The 19,528-nt window shown below is 58.4% G+C and carries 10 protein-coding genes and 1 riboswitch; all 10 genes read right to left on the reverse strand.

Going from position 1 to position 19,528, the window contains the following annotated elements; translation table 11 throughout:
* Window positions 1-5: 5 nt before the first annotated feature.
* Window positions 6-1,394: a glycosyltransferase family 2 protein gene (locus KP806_RS08085; RefSeq protein ID WP_224723050.1), complete on the reverse strand. Its 1,389-nt coding sequence runs from the start codon at window positions 1,392-1,394 to the stop codon at window positions 6-8.
* 65 nt (window positions 1,395-1,459) lie between these two features.
* Window positions 1,460-3,334: a hypothetical protein gene (locus KP806_RS08090; RefSeq protein WP_224723051.1), complete on the reverse strand. Its 1,875-nt coding sequence runs from the start codon at window positions 3,332-3,334 to the stop codon at window positions 1,460-1,462.
* 246 nt (window positions 3,335-3,580) lie between these two features.
* Entirely contained in the window at window positions 3,581-11,020 is a 7,440-nt protein-coding gene (locus KP806_RS08095) for a WIAG-tail domain (protein ID WP_224723052.1), read from the reverse strand.
* Between the two features lie 155 nt (window positions 11,021-11,175).
* Window positions 11,176-12,198 (reverse strand): FecCD family ABC transporter permease, encoded by a 1,023-nt coding sequence (locus KP806_RS08100; protein ID WP_224723053.1) that lies wholly within the window; start codon window positions 12,196-12,198, stop codon window positions 11,176-11,178.
* 2 nt (window positions 12,199-12,200) lie between these two features.
* Entirely contained in the window at window positions 12,201-13,241 is a 1,041-nt protein-coding gene (locus KP806_RS08105; RefSeq protein ID WP_224723054.1) for a FecCD family ABC transporter permease, read from the reverse strand.
* Between the two features lie 178 nt (window positions 13,242-13,419).
* A complete protein-coding gene (thiO, locus tag KP806_RS08110; RefSeq protein ID WP_224723055.1) occupies window positions 13,420-14,556 on the reverse strand; it encodes a glycine oxidase ThiO in 1,137 nt (378 codons plus the stop codon).
* Window positions 14,553-15,371, reverse strand: coding sequence for a thiazole synthase (locus tag KP806_RS08115; protein WP_263575603.1), 819 nt, complete (start codon window positions 15,369-15,371; stop codon window positions 14,553-14,555). Before KP806_RS08115 ends, thiO begins: the two co-directional genes overlap by 4 nt.
* A gap of 5 nt (window positions 15,372-15,376) precedes the next feature.
* Window positions 15,377-16,219 carry a thiamine phosphate synthase gene (thiE, locus tag KP806_RS08125; RefSeq protein ID WP_318153509.1) on the reverse strand — a complete coding sequence of 281 codons (843 nt, stop codon included), beginning with the start codon at window positions 16,217-16,219 and terminating at the stop codon, window positions 15,377-15,379.
* Between the two features lie 15 nt (window positions 16,220-16,234).
* The gene (locus KP806_RS08130) at window positions 16,235-17,317 is read right to left on the reverse strand and encodes a ThiF family adenylyltransferase (RefSeq protein ID WP_224723056.1); all 1,083 of its coding nucleotides are present in this window, start codon (window positions 17,315-17,317) and stop codon (window positions 16,235-16,237) included.
* Window positions 17,310-19,073: a phosphomethylpyrimidine synthase ThiC gene (gene thiC / locus KP806_RS08135; RefSeq protein ID WP_224723057.1), complete on the reverse strand. Its 1,764-nt coding sequence runs from the start codon at window positions 19,071-19,073 to the stop codon at window positions 17,310-17,312. Before thiC ends, KP806_RS08130 begins: the two co-directional genes overlap by 8 nt.
* Window positions 19,074-19,403: 330 nt before the next feature.
* A riboswitch (TPP riboswitch) is annotated at window positions 19,404-19,507 on the reverse strand.
* Between the last annotated feature and the right edge of the window lie 21 nt (window positions 19,508-19,528).

A 19,528-nucleotide genomic window follows, 5' to 3' on the forward strand; every position in this document is an offset into this window, starting at 1 on the left:
TTTCGTTATAAGGCTTGACGGAGACGGACGGGCGCGATGATCGGAAGTCCATCCGGAATGGCCTGCAGCTCCTCATCCGTCAAGCTGACCGTCCGCCGCGAATTCAATTTCCATGCTTTGGCTGCGAGCGGACTTAATATGGCCCGTTTCGTGCCGTTTTCCAAGTAATACATATCACCGTTCGAACTGGAGGACACGCATCCGTGCCATACGCCGGGGCCGCTGTGCCCTTGAATGAGGTTCAGCTTAAGCTGCGACTCTGCCTCTTTCAGTACGCTTCCGATTTTCCACTGCCTCAGATCAAGCTGGGAAACCTGAAAGACAGTCCCGTCCCATATGCCTTCCACCGGCCTCCGCAGCCCGTTTTCAATCCAAAAAATCGTATCCGTCAGCCCTTTCACCGCGATCGCTTGCGGGTAATAGGCGGTTACTCCCGAAAGCTTCGCTTGCGGACTTTCCGGTTTCCCGGAATCCGAGCGGCTTAAGGCGGTTTTGCCGGCGTACCGGTACAGCACTTCCTTCGGTTTAATCCATTTGTCCGTATAATGAATAGAATCCGGGATATCCGTCCCAGCGACGTCCTGCTCCGCCGTTTCTTTGTCCTGCGCATCGAAATGAACGAACGCGTCTCCCGCATAAGCCAGCGAATAGCCTTGAAGCCTCGCCCTGATGCAAAAGTCTTCTTCCGCCGCCCGCTCCTCCCGGAAGCCTTCGTCCAGAAAGCCTACCTTATCAAGCAGATCCCGCTTGAACAGCAAGCATTTGAGTGACAGCTTATCGGCCGTGCCCCACCGCGCAGGATCGCCGTTATTGTTCCAGGAAGCAAATTTTTGCATACTCTCGATGCTTTTGAACGACATATCGAAATGCTGAACGCCCTCCAGCCCGTTCGATACGGCGCCGACCATTCCTCCGTCAGGATCGCTTTCCAGGCAGCGCAGCATGTTGTCGAGCCATTTGTCTGTAACGACCGCATGATGATCCAGCAGCAGCAGCGTCGTTCCTTTCGCCATCATCAAGCCCCGGTTAGCCGCTCCCGCGAACCCGTAATGCCCGGGCAAAATATGATATCTGACCACTCCGTCCAGCTGCTTCAAATAATGCGCGGTTCCGTCCTGCGAATGATTGTCGACGACGATAATTTCGTAAGCCGAATCCGTATGGCTCATGATGGCCTCAATACAGCTTCTTACGGATTTCAACTCGTTATAGCATGGTATAATAATGCTCGTTCCGTCAAAATGCCTCTCAAAGCTTTTATAGCCGTATTCGAACCCTTCCTGATAGCCGTCGTTCAGCGCGCGGTTATAATGCTCCATCCGTTTACTCAAATCGCTGGGCAGCTCCGGCTTGTTATTAGCGAGTCGCTGGGGTTCTTTTTTGTTTCGTCTCATCATTGATCTCTCCAATCCCAATCCGTCAATGATCGATCAGCTTTACAACGTTCACTTCCGGCCGCTTAACTCCGTTTTTTCTTCCTGGAGCCCGCTTTCCTTTTGACGCGCTTCTTTCTTGACGGAGCTTTGCTTCCATGAGTCCGGTCGCCGTCTTCGCTTTCGATCGGCTGCCCGCTCAAAGCCAATCCCCGCTTGCGCTTACCGGTATCGGATTTCTCTTTTTTCGTCTGTCTTGCGGAAATTGCGCCGAGAAGCTCGAGCACTTCTTCCGATAGGTGAGCGAGTGTAATCGTCCGTTTGCGAATGCTGCGCCCCGGGATCGTATCGTTCTTCAAATGCTTGCCTTCTAGCGATTCCAGCTGCACATGATCGCCCGCCACCGCTCGATAAAAGATTTTCGCGCCGGTTACCGCTCCATTCTGCAGCGCCGTTTCGCCTACGCTCGCCGCTTCCAGGTTAGCCTCCTGTACCGCGTTCGGCTGCAGCTGCTTCGCGCCGATGGAATGCTCTGCGATTTTATCGGCCGTAACAGCCCCGTTGGCAATATGCACGGAGCCGACAGCCCCCTGTTTGAGCGCTGTTGTCCCCACCGAGCCGGCTTGCAGCTGTTTTTCTCCTACGCTGTCCGCAGCCAGCTTATCTGACGTGACGCATTCCTCGGCCAGCTGCGCAGCTCCTACGGCCCCGCTGTCGATATGCTCCTTACGAACCGCATGCGGAGCCAGTTTGTCTTCATTAATAATACCGTCCTGCAAATGCTTGCCGGCAACGGCGTTCTTCGAAAGCTGCTTCGTCGATACCGATTCCGCTGCCAAATGGGCTTGAAGAATTTGGGCTTCGCCGATTTTGTCCGAGGTTACGCTATAACGGCTAAGATGACGGCTAAGAACCGCATCGTTCGTCAGCTTTTGAGCGTCTACACTTTTGTCGGACAGCTTGGATAAGGTAATTGAATTATCGGCAATCTTCATCGAGGTTACCGAATGATCGGATAATTTATCCGTCGTGACTAACAAGTCTGCAAGATGCTCGGTTTGTACGGCTTCCTCCTGCAGATGGGACGAAGCTACCGAATCGGCTGCCAGCTTCTCCGCGTCGACCGAGGCCGGCTTCAAATGAACGGCACCCAGCGCCGCCTTGGCGATTTTGTCGCCCGTAACCGCTCCGTCGCGCAGCTTCATCTCCGTTACCGCGCCCTCAGCGAGCTTCGAGCTGTTAACGGCTCCGTTGGCCAAATTTTCCGTCCGGACAGCGCCGCTTTTGATCTTATCCGAAGTAACCGACTGCTCCGCGATCTGCTCCGCTGTAATGGCCAGCGGCTTCAAATGCTTGGCATCAATAGAGCCTTCCGCAATTTTGTGCGAGCTGATCGTGCGGTCAGCCAGCTTCTCAGCCGTAATGCTTCCGTCCTGCAGCTTATCCCCGGCTATCGTTTTATCCTTCAAATGCTCGCCGGCTATCGCCTGCTTTGCGATATGATAGCTGTCAACCGCATAGTCGGCAATCGCATCCGATTGAACGCTGCCCGCTGCGAGCTTGCTGCCGTCGACCGCTCCCGGAGCAATTTTGTCCGCCGTAACCGCCAGATCCACCAAATCGTCCGTATAAATAAATGGAGCCGGCGTATCCTGGCTTTTCTTTTCGATTACTCTAGTCAGCTTCTCTTCCCTGGGCGGCTGGGCCGTGTCGATTGCCATTCGATACCTCTTGTAAGACGCGGCAGCCTCTTCCTTCTCCTTGAACCGGTCTTGAGGAGCATCTTCCCCGGCGGAACTATTGGCCACCTTCAAAGTTCGGTCGGCTTTTGAGACAGGATTTTTGCTGCTCAAATCATCCAACCACTTTATTTCGGAAATATTAGGATTATCGACATAAAAAAGCGGCTTCCGCCTCTTCGGACCGTTCTTCGAGCGGTTCCCTTTTTTTCTTTTGTCCATATTTTTTTCTGCTCCCTCCTGCAGTGTGAAAAGCCCCTGGGCAGCTTCTCTTACATATCCTCTTAAGTAGTTATATGTGGAGGGACAATAGCGGGTATAGATAAATAACCATAAACGGAGGCCCATTTTATATCGATGTTAACGGCCGGAGGGAAAAGGAGATGCAGCATTTTTCGTTTGTGCAGATATGAACGAAAAAAAGAGGATTTGACGTTTTACGGTCAAAATCCTCTTGCCTTGCAGCGCCTATGCCCTGCCGATGGCAATCCAGTTAATATCCCCTCTCGGATCCAGGCTGATACGCGTCCGTATGACGGTTACGATGGCCTGTTCCGCCGTTTTGGAGTGGATGACGGCATAGCAGGCGGGATTGTCGATCGTTGCGGTCAGCACGTACCGGGCATCGGCGAAAGGCTCCTCGAATGCGAGGACGACATGAATCTGCTCCTCCAGCGCTGTGAAGCTGAACGGCGTCAGTCCAAACTGCTGTTTGGCGGCTCCGCAGCTCGATGCCGTTATGACGGGAGCGAAGCTCAAGGAAGAAAGCTCGACCTTAGCAGGCAGCTGAGCCGGCGATGCTCCTTGGTCTGATATATACTTTTGCAGAAGATCCGGCGCCAGCTTATCGGCGGTAACGCTGCCGCTTGCCAGATGCTCAGGCCCTACGCTGCCGTGCGCCAGCTTCTCGCTCGTGACGGTACCGTCCGACAGCTGCTCCGTTCCTACGCTTCCCTGCGCCAGCTTATCGGCCGTCACGCTGCCGGATGACAGCTGCTCCGTTCCTACGCTGCCAGGCTCCAGCTTATCGGCCGTCACGCTGCCGGACGACAGGTGCTCCGTTCCTACGCTGCCTGGCGCCAGCTTTTCGCTCGTTACGCTGCCGTCCGTCAGCTGCTCCGTTCCTACGCTTGAAATAGCCAGCTTCTCGCTTGTCACTCCGCCATCCGCAAGCTGCTTCGTGCCGACGCTGCCAATCGCCAGCTGTACCGGGCCGACGCTGCCAATCGCCAGCTTATCTCCCGTTACGCTGCCATCCGTCAGCTGCTCCGTTCCTACGCTTTCCGGCTCCAGCTTATCGGAAGTAACGCTGCCTGACGACAGCTGCTCCGTTCCTACGCTGCCTAGCGCCAGCTTTTCGCTTGTCACGCTGCCGTCCGTCAGGTGTTCGGTCCACACACTTGAGATAGCCAGCTTCTCGCTTGTCACTCCGCCGAATGCAAGCTGCTTCGAGCCGATGCTGCCGCTTGCCAGATGCTCCGGACCTACGCTTCCAAGCGCGAGCTTATCTCCCGTTACGCTGCCGCTTGCCAGCTGCTGCGTACCTACGCTTTCCGGCTCCAGCTTATCGCCAGTAACGCTGCCTGACGACAGCTGCTCCGTCCCGACGCTGCCAAGCGCAAGCTTCTCGCTCGTTACGCTGCCATCCGTCAGCTGCTCGGTTCCCACGCTTGAGATGGCCAGCTTCTCGTTTGTCACGACGCCATCTGCGAGCTGCACCGTGCCAATGCTTCCGCTAGCCAGGTGCTCCGGCCCTACGCTGCCAAGCGCAAGCTTATCTCCCGTTACGCTGCCCGTTGTCAGCTGCCCTGTACCTACGCTTCCGAACGCCAGCTTCTCAATCGTTACACTGCCGCCTGTCAGCTGCCTCGTGCCGACGCTGCCGAACGCCAGCTTATCTCTTGTCACGCTGCCGGTCGCCAGCTGCTCCGAGCCGACGCTTCCGGACTCCAGCTTATCGCTAGTAACGCTGCCTGACGACAACTGTTCGGTCCCCACACTGCCATACGCAAGCTTTTCACTTGTTACGCTGCCATCCGTCAGCTGATCCGTTCCAATGCTTCCGGGCTCAAGCTTATCCGCCGTGACGCTTCCGTCCAACAGCTGATCCGGGCCGACACTGCCAGGAGCCAGCTTTATGCTTATAATGCTGCCATCCTCCAGCTGATCCGAACCTACGCTTCCCAAGGCCAGCTTCTCGCTTGTGACGGTGCCGTCAGCAAGCTGCTCGGTCCCCACACTGCCAAGCGCCAGCTTTTCGCTTGTTACACAGCCGTCCGTCAGCTGCTCTGCCCCTACGCTTCTATACGACAGCTTCTCATTCGTCACACTGCCGTCCGACAGCTGTTCCGTGCCTACGCTGCCGTAAGCCAGCTTCTCCGACGTAATGCTTCCCTCCGTCAGCTGATCCGTTCCGACGCTGCCGGGAACCAGCTTTTCGACGGTTACGCTGCAATCCGCCAGCTGCTCCGTTCCGACGCTGCCATTTGCCAGCTTCTCGCCTGTCACGCCGCCTTCCGACAGCTGCTCCGTTCCGACGCTGCCATATGCCAGCTTCTTGCTCGTCACGCTGCCGTCAGCCAAATGCCAGGTCCCGATGCTTTCATTTGCCAGCTTCTCGCCCGTCACGCCGCCTTCGGTCAACTGATCCGTTCCGACGCTGCCATACGCCAGCTTCTTGCTCGTCACACTGCCGTCAGCCAAATGCCAGGCCCCTACGCTGCCATTTGCCAGCTTATCGCCCGTGACGCTGCCCTCCGCCAGATGCTCTTCGCCCACGCTGCCTAGCGCCAGCTTCTCGCTTGTGACGCTGCCCTCCATCAGCTGATCCTGAGTGACGCTGCCGTAAGCGAGCTTATCGCCCGGGATGCTGCCGCCGGCGAGGTGATCCGAGCTGACGCTTCCGTACGCCAGCTTCGCCCCTGTGACGCCGCCTTCCATCAGCTGATCCGTTCCGACGCTGCCATATGCCAGCTTCGTGCTTGTGACGCTGCCGTCCGACAGCTGCTCCGTTCCGACGCTTCTATACGACAGCTTCTCGCTTGTGACGCTGCCGTCCGACAGCTTCTCCGTTCCGACGCTTCCGTACGCCAGCTTCTCTGCCGTTACGCCGCCTTCCGCCAGATGCTCCGAACCGACGCTGCCGCCGGCCAGCTTCTCCGCCGTCACGCTGCCTGCCTTCAACTGCTCCGAGCCGACGCTGCCGGCAGCCAGCTTCCTGTCCGTGACGCTCGTATCCTGCAGCTGGTCCTCGCCAACGCTGCCATACGCCAGCTTCTCTCCCGTCACGCTGCCATTCCACAATTGGTCCGATCTTACGCTGCCGAATGCCAGTTTCTCCGTAGTGACGCTGCCTGACGTCAATTGCTCCGTTCCGACGCTTTCCCGGGCCAGCTTCTCTATCGTTACGCTATCCGGTGCAAGCTGCCCGGAGCCGACGCTGCCGAGGGCGATCTTCTCGCTTGTGACGCTGCCTGCCGACAGCTGCTCCTCGTCTACGCTTCCCCAAGCCAGCTTCTCCGTCGTCACGCTGCCGGCTTCGAGCTGATCGGCTCCTACGCTGCCGAGCGCCAGCTTATCGCTCGTGACGCTGCCGTCCGCCAGCTGAGGGCTTCCGACACTTCCTTGCGCCAGTTTGGCTGCCGTCACGCTGCCGTCCGCCAATTGCCCGCTGCCGACGCTGCCCGCCGCCAGCTTCTCCGTCGCCACGCTGCCGTCCGCCAGCTGCCCGCTGCCGATGCTGCCGAGCGCCAGCTTCCCGGTCGTCACGCTGCCGTCCGCCAGCTGATTTTCACCCACGCTGCCGGATGCCAGCTTCTCCTGCGTGACGCTGCCGGATGCCAGCTGCTCTTCTCCCACGCTGCCTAACGCCAGCTTTTCCCGTGTGACGCTGCCAGCCGCCAGCTGCTTTTCGCCAATGCTGCCAAAAGCGAGCTTTTCCGCCGTCACGCTGCCGGCAGACAATTGCTTCGTTCCGACGCTGCCGAAGGTCAGCTTATCGGAGGTTACGCTCTGTGCGGACAATTGCTTGGGACCGATGCTGCCCAGTGCCAGCTTCTCCGTCGTCACGCTGCCCGCCGCGAGCTGCTCCGTTCCGACGCTGCCGGACGCCAGCTTCTCCGTCGTCACGCTGCCCGGCTGCAGCTTCTCCGTCGTTACGCTTCCGTCGGCCAAATGCTCCTCGCTTACGCTGCCGAGAGCCAATTTGTCTCCCGTTACTCCGCCATCCGCAAGCCGGTCCGTATTCACGCTGCCGATTGCCAGCTTCTCCGCCGTCACGCTGCCCGCGGTCAAATGCTCCTCGCCTATGCTGTCGTAAGCCAGCTTCCCGCCTGTTACGCTGCCGTCCGCAAGCCGTTCCGTATCTACGCTTCCAGGCACCAGCTTCTCCGTCGTCACGCTGCCGTCGGCCAAATGCTCCTTGTCTACGCTCTCCAGAGCCAGCTTCTCTCCCGTTATGCTGCCCGGCTCCAGATGCCCCGTACCGACACTGCCGTCGGCCAGCTTTCCGCCCGTTACGCTGCCGTTCGCAAGCTGCTCTTCTCCAATGCTGCCGAAGGCCAGCTTTTCCGTCGTTACGCTGCCGGCAGCCAGCTTCTGCTCGTCAACGCTGCCGTCGGCCAATTGCTCCGTTCCTACGCTGCCGTCGGCGAGTTTCTCCGCCGTAATGCTGCCGGCAGCCAGCTGCTCCTCGCCGACGCTTCTTAACGCCAGCTTCTCCGTCGTCACGCTGCCGGCGGCAAGCTGCTCTTCGCCGACGCTTCTCAGCGCGAGCTTCTCCATCGTAACGCTGCCGGCTTCCAGCTTCTCCGTGCCCACGCTCTCAAGCGCCAGCTTCTCCGTCGTTACGCTGCCCGCGGCAAGCTTCTCCTCGCCGACGCTGCCGTCCGCAAGCTTATTCTCCGTTACGCTGCCATCCGCAAGCTGCTGCTCTCCAACGCTGCCATAAGACAGCTTAACCTCCGTTATGCTGCGGTCCGCCAAATGCTCCGTTCCGATCGCTCCGCTGTCGATCTGCTCGCCGCCGACCGATTGATCCGACAGCTTCTCCCGGGTCACGGCCCCTTCCGTCAATTGCTCGCTGCCAACGCTATCTTCGGCCAGATGGCCGCGGCTTACCGTACCCTTGCGGATCTTATAGCCGGGAATGCTTTCATCCGCTATTTTCTCGAAGGAGAGCACCTCTCCCGATAGATGGCTGAGCGTAATCGTCCCTTTCCGGATGTGGTAGCCCTGAATCGATTCGGCTTTAAAATGCTTGCCTGCGAGCGATTCCAGCTGCACATGATCGCCGGTGACTGCCCCGAAAGCCAGCTTCGGTCCGGTTACGGATCCGTCCTGCAGCGCGGCTTCCCCGACGCTTTCGGCCTGAAGATGGACTTCCTGCACAGCGTCCGGCATCAGCTGAACCGAGCTGATCGACAGCTTGGCGATTTTGTCCGATGTCACCGCTTCGTCCGCCAGATGCTCCGTCCGTACAGCCCCGGGCTGCAGCTGATCCGGGCCGACGCTGCCTTGCTGCAGCTGCTTTTCGCTTACGCTGTTCTCGGACAGCTTCTCTGCAGTAACCGAGCCGTCTACCAAGTGGTTAACGTGTACGCTGCTCTCGCTCAAGTGGATGCCCAGCACGGCTCCCCCTGAAATATGACGGCTTTGCACCGTATCCGCAGCAAGCTGCTTCGATTGGATGGAGCCTGGAGACAGCTTATCTCCTCCGATAATCTCATCTTTTAATGCGCTGAGGCTGATCGATTTCGGAGCAAGATGTTTTTCGCTAATGATATGATCCTGCAAATGCCCGGAGCCGATCGCCCCGTTTCCGATATGGCGGGAAGCGACCGAGCCTTCTGCAAGATGGCGCGCTTGAACCGCCCCCGAGGCCAGCTTCCCGCTGCCTACGCTTCCGTCCGCCAGCTTCGACTCGGTTACGCTGACCTCGGACAACTTTTCGGTCGTTACCGATTCCGGCGACAACTTCAGCGAGTTCACGGCATAATCCGCCAAGTGATGGGAGAATACCACGCCGGGAGCGATGTGGCGCTCCGTTACCGCGTTTAGCGCCAGCTTGGCGCCCGTTACCGATCCGTCCTTCAGGTTCGGCGTCTGAACGGCGTCATGAGCGAGATGCTCGCTGTCGACCGCGCCCTCCTGCAAATGACCGCTGTTGATCGCATCCTCGGATATCGCCTCTTCCTTCACCGCGCCAAGCGAGAAATGGTAGGGTCTGAGCGAGCCGGGAGCGATCTTCTGAAACGTAACGCTCTCGTCCTGCAAATGTCCGGACTCGACGGCCCCGTCCGCCAAATGAATTTCCGTCACCGCGCCTTCGGCCAGCTTGCTGGCAGTTACCGCTTCGTCGGCCAGCTGCGACGAACCTACCGCGCCGCGGACGATATGCTCCTCCCGGACCGAGCCTTGGGCAAGCTTTTCTTCCGTTACGATTCCGTCCTGCAGATGCTTGCCGATAATCGCATTCTCCGCAATCTGCTTCGTGGAAACGGAGTCCTCCGCCAAATGAGGCTGAAGTATTTGGCCTTCGCCGATTTTTTCCGAAGTGACGCTGTACCGGCCCAGATGGCGGGTTAGCACCGCATCATTGGACAGCTTCTGGGAATTGACGCTTTGGTCGGACAGCTTCGACAGTGTTATAGAATGATCGACGATTTTGACCGTGGATACCGATTGATCGGACAATTTGGAGGCGGTAACCGACTGGTCAGCGAGATGCGTGGAATCGATTAGTCCTTTTCCCAGATGCTCGCTTTGAACGGCCTCCGCCTGAAGGTGGGATGAGGAGACCGAGCCTTCCGCCAATTTTTCCGAATTGACGGCCCCTGCCTTCAATTCCCTTGCTCCGATCGACCCTTCCGCCAAATGCTCGGCCTCGATTTCGCCTGGGGCCATATGCTTTCCCTGGATAATGCCCGGAGCGACATGCTCGGCTACAAGCAGGCCCGGTCTCAAATGCTCGGTTTCGATAGCTTCATGGGCAATTTTCTCAGACGTAACGGCACCGTCGCGCAGCTTGGAGCGGGTCACCGCGCCGTCCGCTATTTTGGAGTTATTGACGGCGGCGTTAGCCAAATGATCGTGCTTGATCGCCCCGCTTTTAACTTTGTCCGACGTAACGGACTGCTCGCCGAGCAGGTCGCTCTTAATCAGAAAAGGCTTCAGATGCTTCGAGTCGATCGAGCCTTCGGCGATTTTGTCCGAGCCGATCATGCGGTCGGCCAGCTTTTCCGGCGTGATGGCGCCGTCCTGCAGCTTGCTTCCCCCGATGGAATGCTCCAGCAATTTGTCGCCTGTAATCGAATTGTTCGCCAGATGCTCCGCCGTAATCGAATGCAGCGCGATTTTTTTCGAATAAACGGCGCCGTCGGCAATATGAATGCTTTGAACGGAGTAATCCGCCAAGGCGTCGGATTGCACGCTGCCGGCCGCCAATTTGCTGCCGGTTACGGCGCCCGGCGCAATTTTGTCCCCCGTGACCGCGAATTCGACGATATCGTCCGAATAAATAAAGGGAGCAGGCATTTCCGGGTCTTTCTTTTCTTCTATTTTTTCCAGCTTCTCTTCACGGGCGGATTTCAGCTCTTCCAAGGAGATTTCCTCCGCCGGCTTCGCCTCCTCAGGCACATTTTGCGGCTCCGGAGCCGCTTCCTCGCTCAGGCCCTCTTCCTGGTCTTCGAATACTTCATATTCGTCAAAATCAGCCAGATCCTCAAGATCGTCGTCGGATGAATACCGCAGCTGCCCGGGCTTCTGCCGTTCCGCCAAGGCGGCGCTTTGGATATCCGCTTTCCTTTTGCTTATTTCATCCAGCCACTGCAGCTCGGAAGTATTCGGATTATCGACATAAAAGAGCGGCTTCCGACCCCTCAGGTTCTTCCCTCTTCTGCTTTTTGTCATTGTGCTCTCCTTCTTCCACCTGAAATGTCATAGGTAATATATGCATTTACCCATGGGCTCGCTACAATGGACTTCCCGGCTCATTTTCGTTCATGACAAAAAGGACGTCCCCGGCAGCTCGGCTGCTTTCAGGAACGTCCATTTCTTTTAAATCGTCACTTCGATCGGGCCAGCAAATAAAGGAAATACGGAGCGCCGATGACCGCTACGACGATTCCGGTCGGTATTTCGTCGCTGATTAAGCGTCCAAGCGTATCTGCGACCAGCACGAGCAGGCCGCCGATCAGTGCGGATGCAGGCAGCTGCACCTGATGCTGAGGGCCCACGAGCCGCCTTGCCATATGAGGGGCAATCAGCCCGACGAAGCCGATGCCGCCCCCGACCGCTACGCAAGAGCCGGCCAGGCCGACCGCCGCCGCAAGCAGCCATGCCCTCTCCTTATTCACCCTTGTACCCAAACCGACCGCCAGCTGTTCTCCCAGATTAAGGGCATTCAATACTTTCGCCTTTAGGAAAACAAACGGCAAAAGCACGATCAGCCAAGGCAGCAGCGCCAGCACGAATTTCCAGTTCGTTCCCCAAATGTTGCCGGCCATCCACACCGCGATAAATTGAAACTGCTGGGGATCGAGCCGGATTTGAAGCAGATGGATCACTGCATGGATGCCTGCCGCTAACGCGATGCCTACCAGGATCATCCGGGTCGGCATCAAGCCGTGATGCCGGCGGTACGAAAACACGAATATGAGCAGAGCGGTCAAGGCCGCGCCAAGCAGAGCCAGCACCGGCATCAGGAAGATGGAGCCGCGTTCCGTCGCCGGATAAAAGCTCACGAACAGAACGACTGCAAGGCTCGCCCCCGCATTGATGCCGAGCAGCCCCGGATCGGCAAGCGGGTTGCGCGAAAGCCCTTGAATGATAGCTCCCGATACCGCAAAGCCCGCACCGATCATTACGGAGATGACGATGCGCGGCAAACGGAAATCGAACAAAATCATCTGCTTTCCCGTGTCATAGCCGAACAGCGTCTTTAGCACCTCAAGCGGGCTGAGTCTGATGTAGCCGGTGTTCATGCTGATCAAAAAACAAATCACGATAAGTGCGCCAAGAATGGCAATCACAGCGGCGGCGCGTTTCTTCCTGCGCTGCTCCGCGGATGTCAAATAGGAAGTGGTCACGGCTATTCCCTCCTCATTCTAGTAATCAAAAATAGGAAGAAGGGAACGCCTAGCAAGGCGATTACCATTCCGATCGGCGTTTCGAATGGAGGGTTGACCGTTCTGGCGCCGATATCGGCAAATACCATCAGCAGGCTTCCGAGCACTGCCGAGCAAGGAATGATCCAGCGGTAATCGACGCCTACGAGAAATCGGGCGATATGCGGAATGATCAGCCCGACGAAGGCGACGGAGCCGACAGCCGATACGGCCGCGCCAGCCAGCAGCAGCACGATAATAACTCCAGCCGCCTTCACCAGACCGGTCCGCTGGCCGAGTCCGGCCGCGACGTCCTCGCCGAGACTAAGCAGCGTAATCGAACGGGACAGCGCGATTGCCGCAAGGAGCGCGCCGATGACCCACGGTGCAATGATCTGAATTTGCAGCCACTTGACGCCCGCGACGCCGCCGGCGAACCAGAATGCGAGGTCCTGTCCGATGTGGAAATAAATCGCAATTCCTTCCGCCAGAGCGACGAGCAGCGCGCCGACGGCCGCCCCCGCAAGGGTGAGCCTTACCGGCGTCAATCCGCCTTTTGCTAGCGAACCGACTCCATACACCAGACCTAAGCCGACGGCCGCTCCAGCGAAGGACATAAACATAACTTGAAGGTAGGAAATATCGGCAAAAAAAGCAAAGCTAACCGCCAGCATGAAGCTCGCTCCCGCATTGATGCCGAGCAAGCTCGAGTCTGCGAGCGGGTTGCGCGTCATGCCCTGCATCAAGGCGCCGGCAACGGCAAAGGCCGCCCCGACAAGCGCGCCGGCAACGGCTCTTGGCATTCTCAATTCCCTAATAATTTGATGATGGGTGAGGTCAGGGTTAAAATGAAAAACCGCCTCCCATACGGTTGCCAGGCGGATATCCGCCGCACCGACGGAGACCGAGAGAGCAAGCGATAGGATGAGCGCCGCGATCCCCCCGAACAAAATCAGAGCGGCCGTAACCGGCCGCGAGCGAAGCTTCGGGGCTTGTGCCCCGTTCGGACTGAGTGGCGTGGACATGCTTTTAACTACCCTTCTTTATGTATACTGTGCAAAAAAAACAATTCATAGAATGGCAAAAAACCCGCTTCTATGATAACGATTCTCGTTTTCAATATAGCAGGTTTTAAATTGTTTTTCAATGTATGAATTTACATGCCCGGCCTCCCGCTCCGGCTCCGCTACGAACCGGGAGCAATTACCTCCGCAGTCCGGCAGTCGTGAAGCGGTCCGGAGCAAATCGGTCCAGACGGATATCCGCCGGCTTCTCTTCCAGCAAATCGGCAACGACGGCCGCCGTAGCCGGACTTAACAAAATGCCGTTCCGGTAATGCCCGGCGGCCATAATGACGGTACCGGTGTCCTCAGCCTGGCCCAGCAAAGGCAGCCCGTCCCTGGTCGCCGGACGAAGCCCAGCCCAGCGGTGCAGCGGCTCTTTTCCTTTCAGAAACGGCAGCAGCTTTTCGCTGCTCCGAAGCAGACGTCCGATTCCGCGTTCCGTTACGCTCGTCTGGAATCCGGCCACATCCTCGGAAGCGCCGCATACCAGGCTGCCGTTCTTTTTGCCCACCCAATAAGCTTGGCTGGAAAATACCATATGCCGCACCTCTGCCTGCGAATGATCGAACGAACAAATTTGGCCGCGGATCGGATGAATCGGAAGCGACAATCCGAACCATCTTTCGTAAGCGCCCGTCCAAGCTCCCGCGCATACGACCAGGCGGTCGCCAAGCACCGGCCGGTCCAGACCGGCCGCCTTCACAGCTGCGCCGCCGTCCGCATGCACCTTAACTTCCCGGATTTCTCCGGCTTGCTCCAGCAACGTAACTCCCAGGCGCGTGCAGGCCGCGATCAGCGCCGTTACTAGCTTCGGCGCATACACATGGCTTTCGCCCGGCGTGTATAAGCCCGCTGCTGCTTCATGCGTCAAGCTTGGCTCCAGCTTGCGAAGCTGTGCCGCATCCAGAAGCTCCGCTTCCGCACCCCATTGATTTTGCCACCGGATTCGCGAATCGACCGGCAGCAAGTCCGCTTCGTGCAAAAATACGTTAATGCTTCCGCTTCGGACCCATTCCGCGGATATGCCGGATAGCTCCTCGACAGCCTCTATCCATTCCGGATAGCGGTTCAGGCTGTACAAGCACAGCTTGAAAAAATCATCCGGCTGCTCCGGGTTTTCCGAATAAGGCGCCAGCATGCCGGCTGCTGCGCCTGACGCTTGCCCGCCCAAGCCTCCGGGCTCGACGAGGGTAACCTTCATTCCCCTGCGCGCAGCCTCGAAAGCACAGGACAAGCCGATGATGCCTCCGCCGAGCACGACGACCGATTGCGTCATATCTTTAATCCTCCGCCGTCGGCCGGCTCATAGAGAGAGCCTGCCCAGTCGCTGCTGGCCGATGCGTATTTTTTCTTCGGAATGCGGCCGGCCAAATAAGCGAGGCGGCCGGCTTCGATCGCAAGACGGAATGCACGTGCCATCATAACGGGGTCCTGCGCCTTCGCGACCGGCGTATTGGCCAAAATGCCGTCGGCGCCCAGCTCCATCGCTTCGGCGGCGTCCTTCGGCGAGCCGATGCCGGCGTCGATAATGACCGGCACCTTTGCCTGCTCGGCAATGAGTCCCAGGTTATACGGGTTAAGCAGGCCGAGTCCGGTGCCGATCGGAGAGCCTCCCGGCATGACGGCCGAGGCGCCCGCTTCCTCGAGCTTCCGGCACAGGATCGGGTCGTCCGACGTATAAGGCAGAACGACAAACCCCTCGCCGGCCAGCTGCTCCGTCGCGCGGAGCGTCTCGATCGGGTCGGGCAGCAGCGTACGGGAATTTCCGCTTATTTCTACCTTAATCCAATTGCCAAGTCCCGCCGCGCGTGCCAGCCGGGCGATGCGCACCGCTTCCGACGCCGTGCTTGCGCCTGAAGTGTTCGGCAAATAAGTGAGCTGCCTCTCTTCAAAGTGCTGCAGCACCGAGTCATCCTCCGTGCTCTCCAGATTGACTCTGCGGACGGCGAACGTAATCACCTCGGCCCCCGACGCCTCCAGCGCCTGCTGGAGCACCGCCGGACTCGGAAACCGTCCGGTTCCGAACAAAAACCGCGAGCCCAATCTCTGTCCTGCGATGACTAATGAATCTTGTTGATAGCTTTCAGCCAATCTGCTCAGCCCCCTCCGACAAAATGTACAAGCTCGATGGCGTCGCCGCTCAGCAGCTCCGTTTCCGCCCATAAAGCCCTTGGTACCAGCTCGCCGTTGCGTTCCACGACAAGCTTCTTGTTATGCTGCTCCAGCTGCTTGACGAATTCCTCGATCGTTCTCGCAGACGTCAGCTGCTCGCGGCCGTTCACATTCACGAGCAAAGTCCCGGCTGACGCTCCCTCTATCCGTTCGAGGAAGCTCCGGCATGTCGCGGCGGGATCGCTGCTGCCGACGATCGCGGAAACCGAGCAAATTCTGCGCGCCCCGGACGCCAGCACCGTGTCTACGTTTCCGAGCGTAATGCCGCCGATGGCCACGAACGGTATCGTCACATGGCGTGCCGCCTCCGCCACATAGCTTGTCGTCACGGCGGCGCGTCCCGGCTTCGTATCGGTCGGAAATACGGGACCTACGCCGATATAATCCGCGCCGTCCCGCTCCGCCGCCAGCGCCTGCTGCAGGCTGTGGGTCGAAATCCCGATTATTTTCTCCGGCCCCAGCAGCCTCCTCGCCTCGGCAATCGGCAAATCTTCCTGGCCTAGATGAACGCCGTCGGCATCCACCTCCAGCACGATATCGGGATAGTCGTTAATAATAAACGGAACGTTATATTTCCTCGTCAGCTCGCGCAGCGCCTTCGCCTGCCCGAGCACCTCCTCGCGGGATCCGGTTTTGTTGCGCAGCTGCAAAATATCCGCGCCCCCGATCAGCGTCTGCTCCATCACATCGACGAGCGCTTTGCCGGGATGATTGGATTCCGCCGTAATGACATATAAACGAAAATCCTTCCAAGTGTCCTTGCCCATGCTTCTCTCTCCCTTCTAACGCGGTGCCGGAAGCTCCTGCTCCAATATATATTCCTTGCATAGCTCTACCGCGCGGCCGGCGTCGTGCGTGCCCTGCACGAGCACGCGCCCGTCCGGAAACAGCACAAGGCTTACTCCGTCCTGAAGAACCGCCTTTACCAGGTAACGGTTAACCGTTAGCGCGCAGCCCCTCTCTCTTAACCGGCATTCCAGCCGGGAAAGGTCCAGCGCACGGCCAAGCGTTACCTGAACCGAATCTCTCCCGCATAGCAGCGCGGATACCATTTCCGGCCCCTCGCTATCTGCTTGGCCGGCGGCTGCGGCGGCGCCGTGAGGCTGGCCGCAGTAAGCGCATGCCGCCCTGCCCTTCGGCAAGGCGGCTTCACGCACACGGAACGACCATAAATCGGCGCTGAGCCACGTTCCGCGCATGGCGGCACGGTTCCCGGTGAGCCATTTCACGGCTTCTGCCGCTTGAAGCGCAGCCGTAAATTCAACGGCTGCCGCCAATACGCCGACCGTATCGCAGGTATCCGCTTCCTGCTCGTGCTCATCCGCTCCAATCAGGCAGCGGAAGCAGGACGTTTCCCCGGGGATAAGAACCGCGCTCATGGCGCCGGCACCTGCGACCCCGCCATACACGAACGGTATGCCGAGCCGGTAGCAGACGTCGCTCAGCAGCACGCGCGTCTTCGCGTTATCGGTACCGTCCAGCACCAGCTGCGTCCCTGCCGCAAGCCTTTCCGCGTTCCCTCTGCCGACCTCCGCAACCTCGGCCGTCACCTTCACCCCGCTGTTAATGACGCGAAGCTTATTCGCCGCCGCTACGGCCTTCGGCAGCACGGCCAGCGCATCCGCTTCGTCGAACAGCATTTGGCGCTGCAAATTGCTCGGCTCTACGAAATCGCGGTCGACCAGGCGCACCTCGCCCACGCCCGCGCGCACCATATGCTGTGCCAGGGAGGCGCCCAGCGCGCCGACGCCAACGATAAGCACGCAGGCGTCGGCCAGCTTGCGCTGGCCCTGCTCGCCGATCGGGGCAAATCTAATCTGCCTGGAATAGCGGTCGGCCCACACGGCATCCCGATCGTTAGCCATAGATCATGCTACCTGCCTGCTTGAACGCTTCCGCCTTTTCCTTCATACCCTCTTCGATCGCTTCCGCCGTTTCAAGCCCGTTCTTCTCGGCGTATTCCCGGATATCCTGGGTAATGCGCATGCTGCAAAACTTTGGTCCGCACATCGAGCAGAAATGCGCCGATTTCGCCGCTTCCGCAGGAAGCGTCTCGTCGTGGTACGACATTGCCCGCTCCGGATCGAGCGACAGGTGGAACTGATCGCGCCAGCGGAATTCGAATCTGGCCTTCGACAAAGCGTCGTCGCGATGCTTCGCGCGCGGATGCCCTTTTGCCAGATCCGCCGCATGGGCCGAGATTTTGTAGGTGATTACGCCTTCCTTGACGTCCTCTTTGTTCGGGAGGCCCAAATGCTCCTTCGGCGTTACGTAGCAGAGCATCGCCGTGCCGAACCAGCCGATCATCGCCGCCCCGATAGCCGAAGTAATATGGTCGTAGCCCGGTGCAATATCGGTCGTCAGCGGCCCGAGCGTATAGAATGGCGCTTCATCGCAGACCTCAAGCTGACGGTCCATGTTTTCCTTGATCAAATGCATCGGCACGTGGCCCGGACCTTCGATCATCACTTGAACGTCGTGCTTCCAGGCAATTTTCGTCAGCTCGCCAAGCGTTTCCAGCTCAGCGAACTGGGCATCGTCGTTGGCATCCGCGATCGAGCCGGGACGCAAGCCGTCACCAAGCGAGAAGGATACGTCATATGCTTTCATAATCTCGCAAATTTCTTCGAAATGCGTGTACAAGAAGTTTTCTTTATGATGAGCGAGGCACCATGCGGCCATAATCGAACCGCCGCGGGAGACGATACCCGTAACACGCTTTGCGGTCAGCGGAATATAGCGCAGGAGAACGCCGGCATGGATCGTAAAATAATCGACGCCCTGCTCCGCCTGCTCGATCAGCGTGTCGCGGAACACCTCCCAGCTCAAATCCTCGGCTTTTCCGTTCACCTTTTCCAGCGCCTGATAGATAGGAACCGTACCGACCGGAACCGGCGAATTGCGCACGATCCATTCCCGCGTCGTATGGATGTTTTTGCCTGTGGAAAGGTCCATAATCGTGTCCGCGCCCCAACGGGTCGCCCATGTCATCTTCTCTACCTCTTCCTCGATTGAGGAAGCGACGGCGGAGTTTCCGATATTCGCATTGATTTTCACATGGAAATGGCGTCCGATAATCATCGGCTCGCTCTCCGGGTGGTTGATATTCGCCGGAATGATCGCACGCCCTCTAGCAATCTCTTCCCTTACGAACTCAGGCTCCATGCCCTCGCGGATCGCGATATATTCCATCTCCGGCGTAATAATGCCTTTACGGGCATAATGCAGCTGCGTTACGTTTTGGCCCGTTTTGGCTCTAAGCGGCTTCCGGTTTAAGTTCGGGAAAACTTCGGCGCCCTTCTGCTCCGCTCGCTCTGCGGACACAAACCCGTTGTCCTCCGGCTTCACCTCGCGCCCCTCGTAAGACTCCACGTCGCCGCGGCTTTCGATCCAGCCTAGCCGCAAAGCCGGCAGCCCGCGTCTGACATCGGCGGTATAGCTTTCATCCGTATAGGGTCCGCTTGCGTCGTACACGCGCACAGGCTCGTTCGGTAACTCTTCCCCATTTCGGCCCGAGCTTGGCTCCAATGCGATTTCCCTCATCGGCACCCGAATGCTTTCCTGTGATCCCGTTACGTATACCTTCTTGCTGCCCGGCAGCGGCGTCGTTAATATCGCCATAACAAAAAACCTCCCAAATGGAATAATTAGAATTCCTGCTGGAGGCATGCGCAAGGCTATAAGAAAGTTAGAAGAACCGCCGCTCCCGGGCACCCGCAGGCCGATAGAGCTGTCTCCCGCGAGGACGGCGCTGTCCGCTTCATCACGCTCCGCATAAGCTTCGGCGTGATTTGCGCAACAAAAAAACCGCCCCTGCGAGGAAGCGGTTGAAGTGTGTCGTCAGACGCGATCCGAACGGCCGGGACTTCCCGGACAGGCTAACCTCCGCCTTACATTCCCGTTCCGCCGCCATGCAGCCGAACGCGGCAGAGCCAAATCGCGCAATATCAAAAACGCACATTCCCACTTTCCTACGCTGGCATAACCCAGATCAGGTTCAAAGGGACCAAAGCTTGCGCTTTATCTCAGCCGTAACGGCGCCCCTAGTGGATTTCCTTGTTTGACTATAACGTTAA

Source organism: Paenibacillus vietnamensis (assembly GCF_020169515.1).
GTDB lineage: Bacteria > Bacillota > Bacilli > Paenibacillales > Paenibacillaceae > Pristimantibacillus > Pristimantibacillus vietnamensis.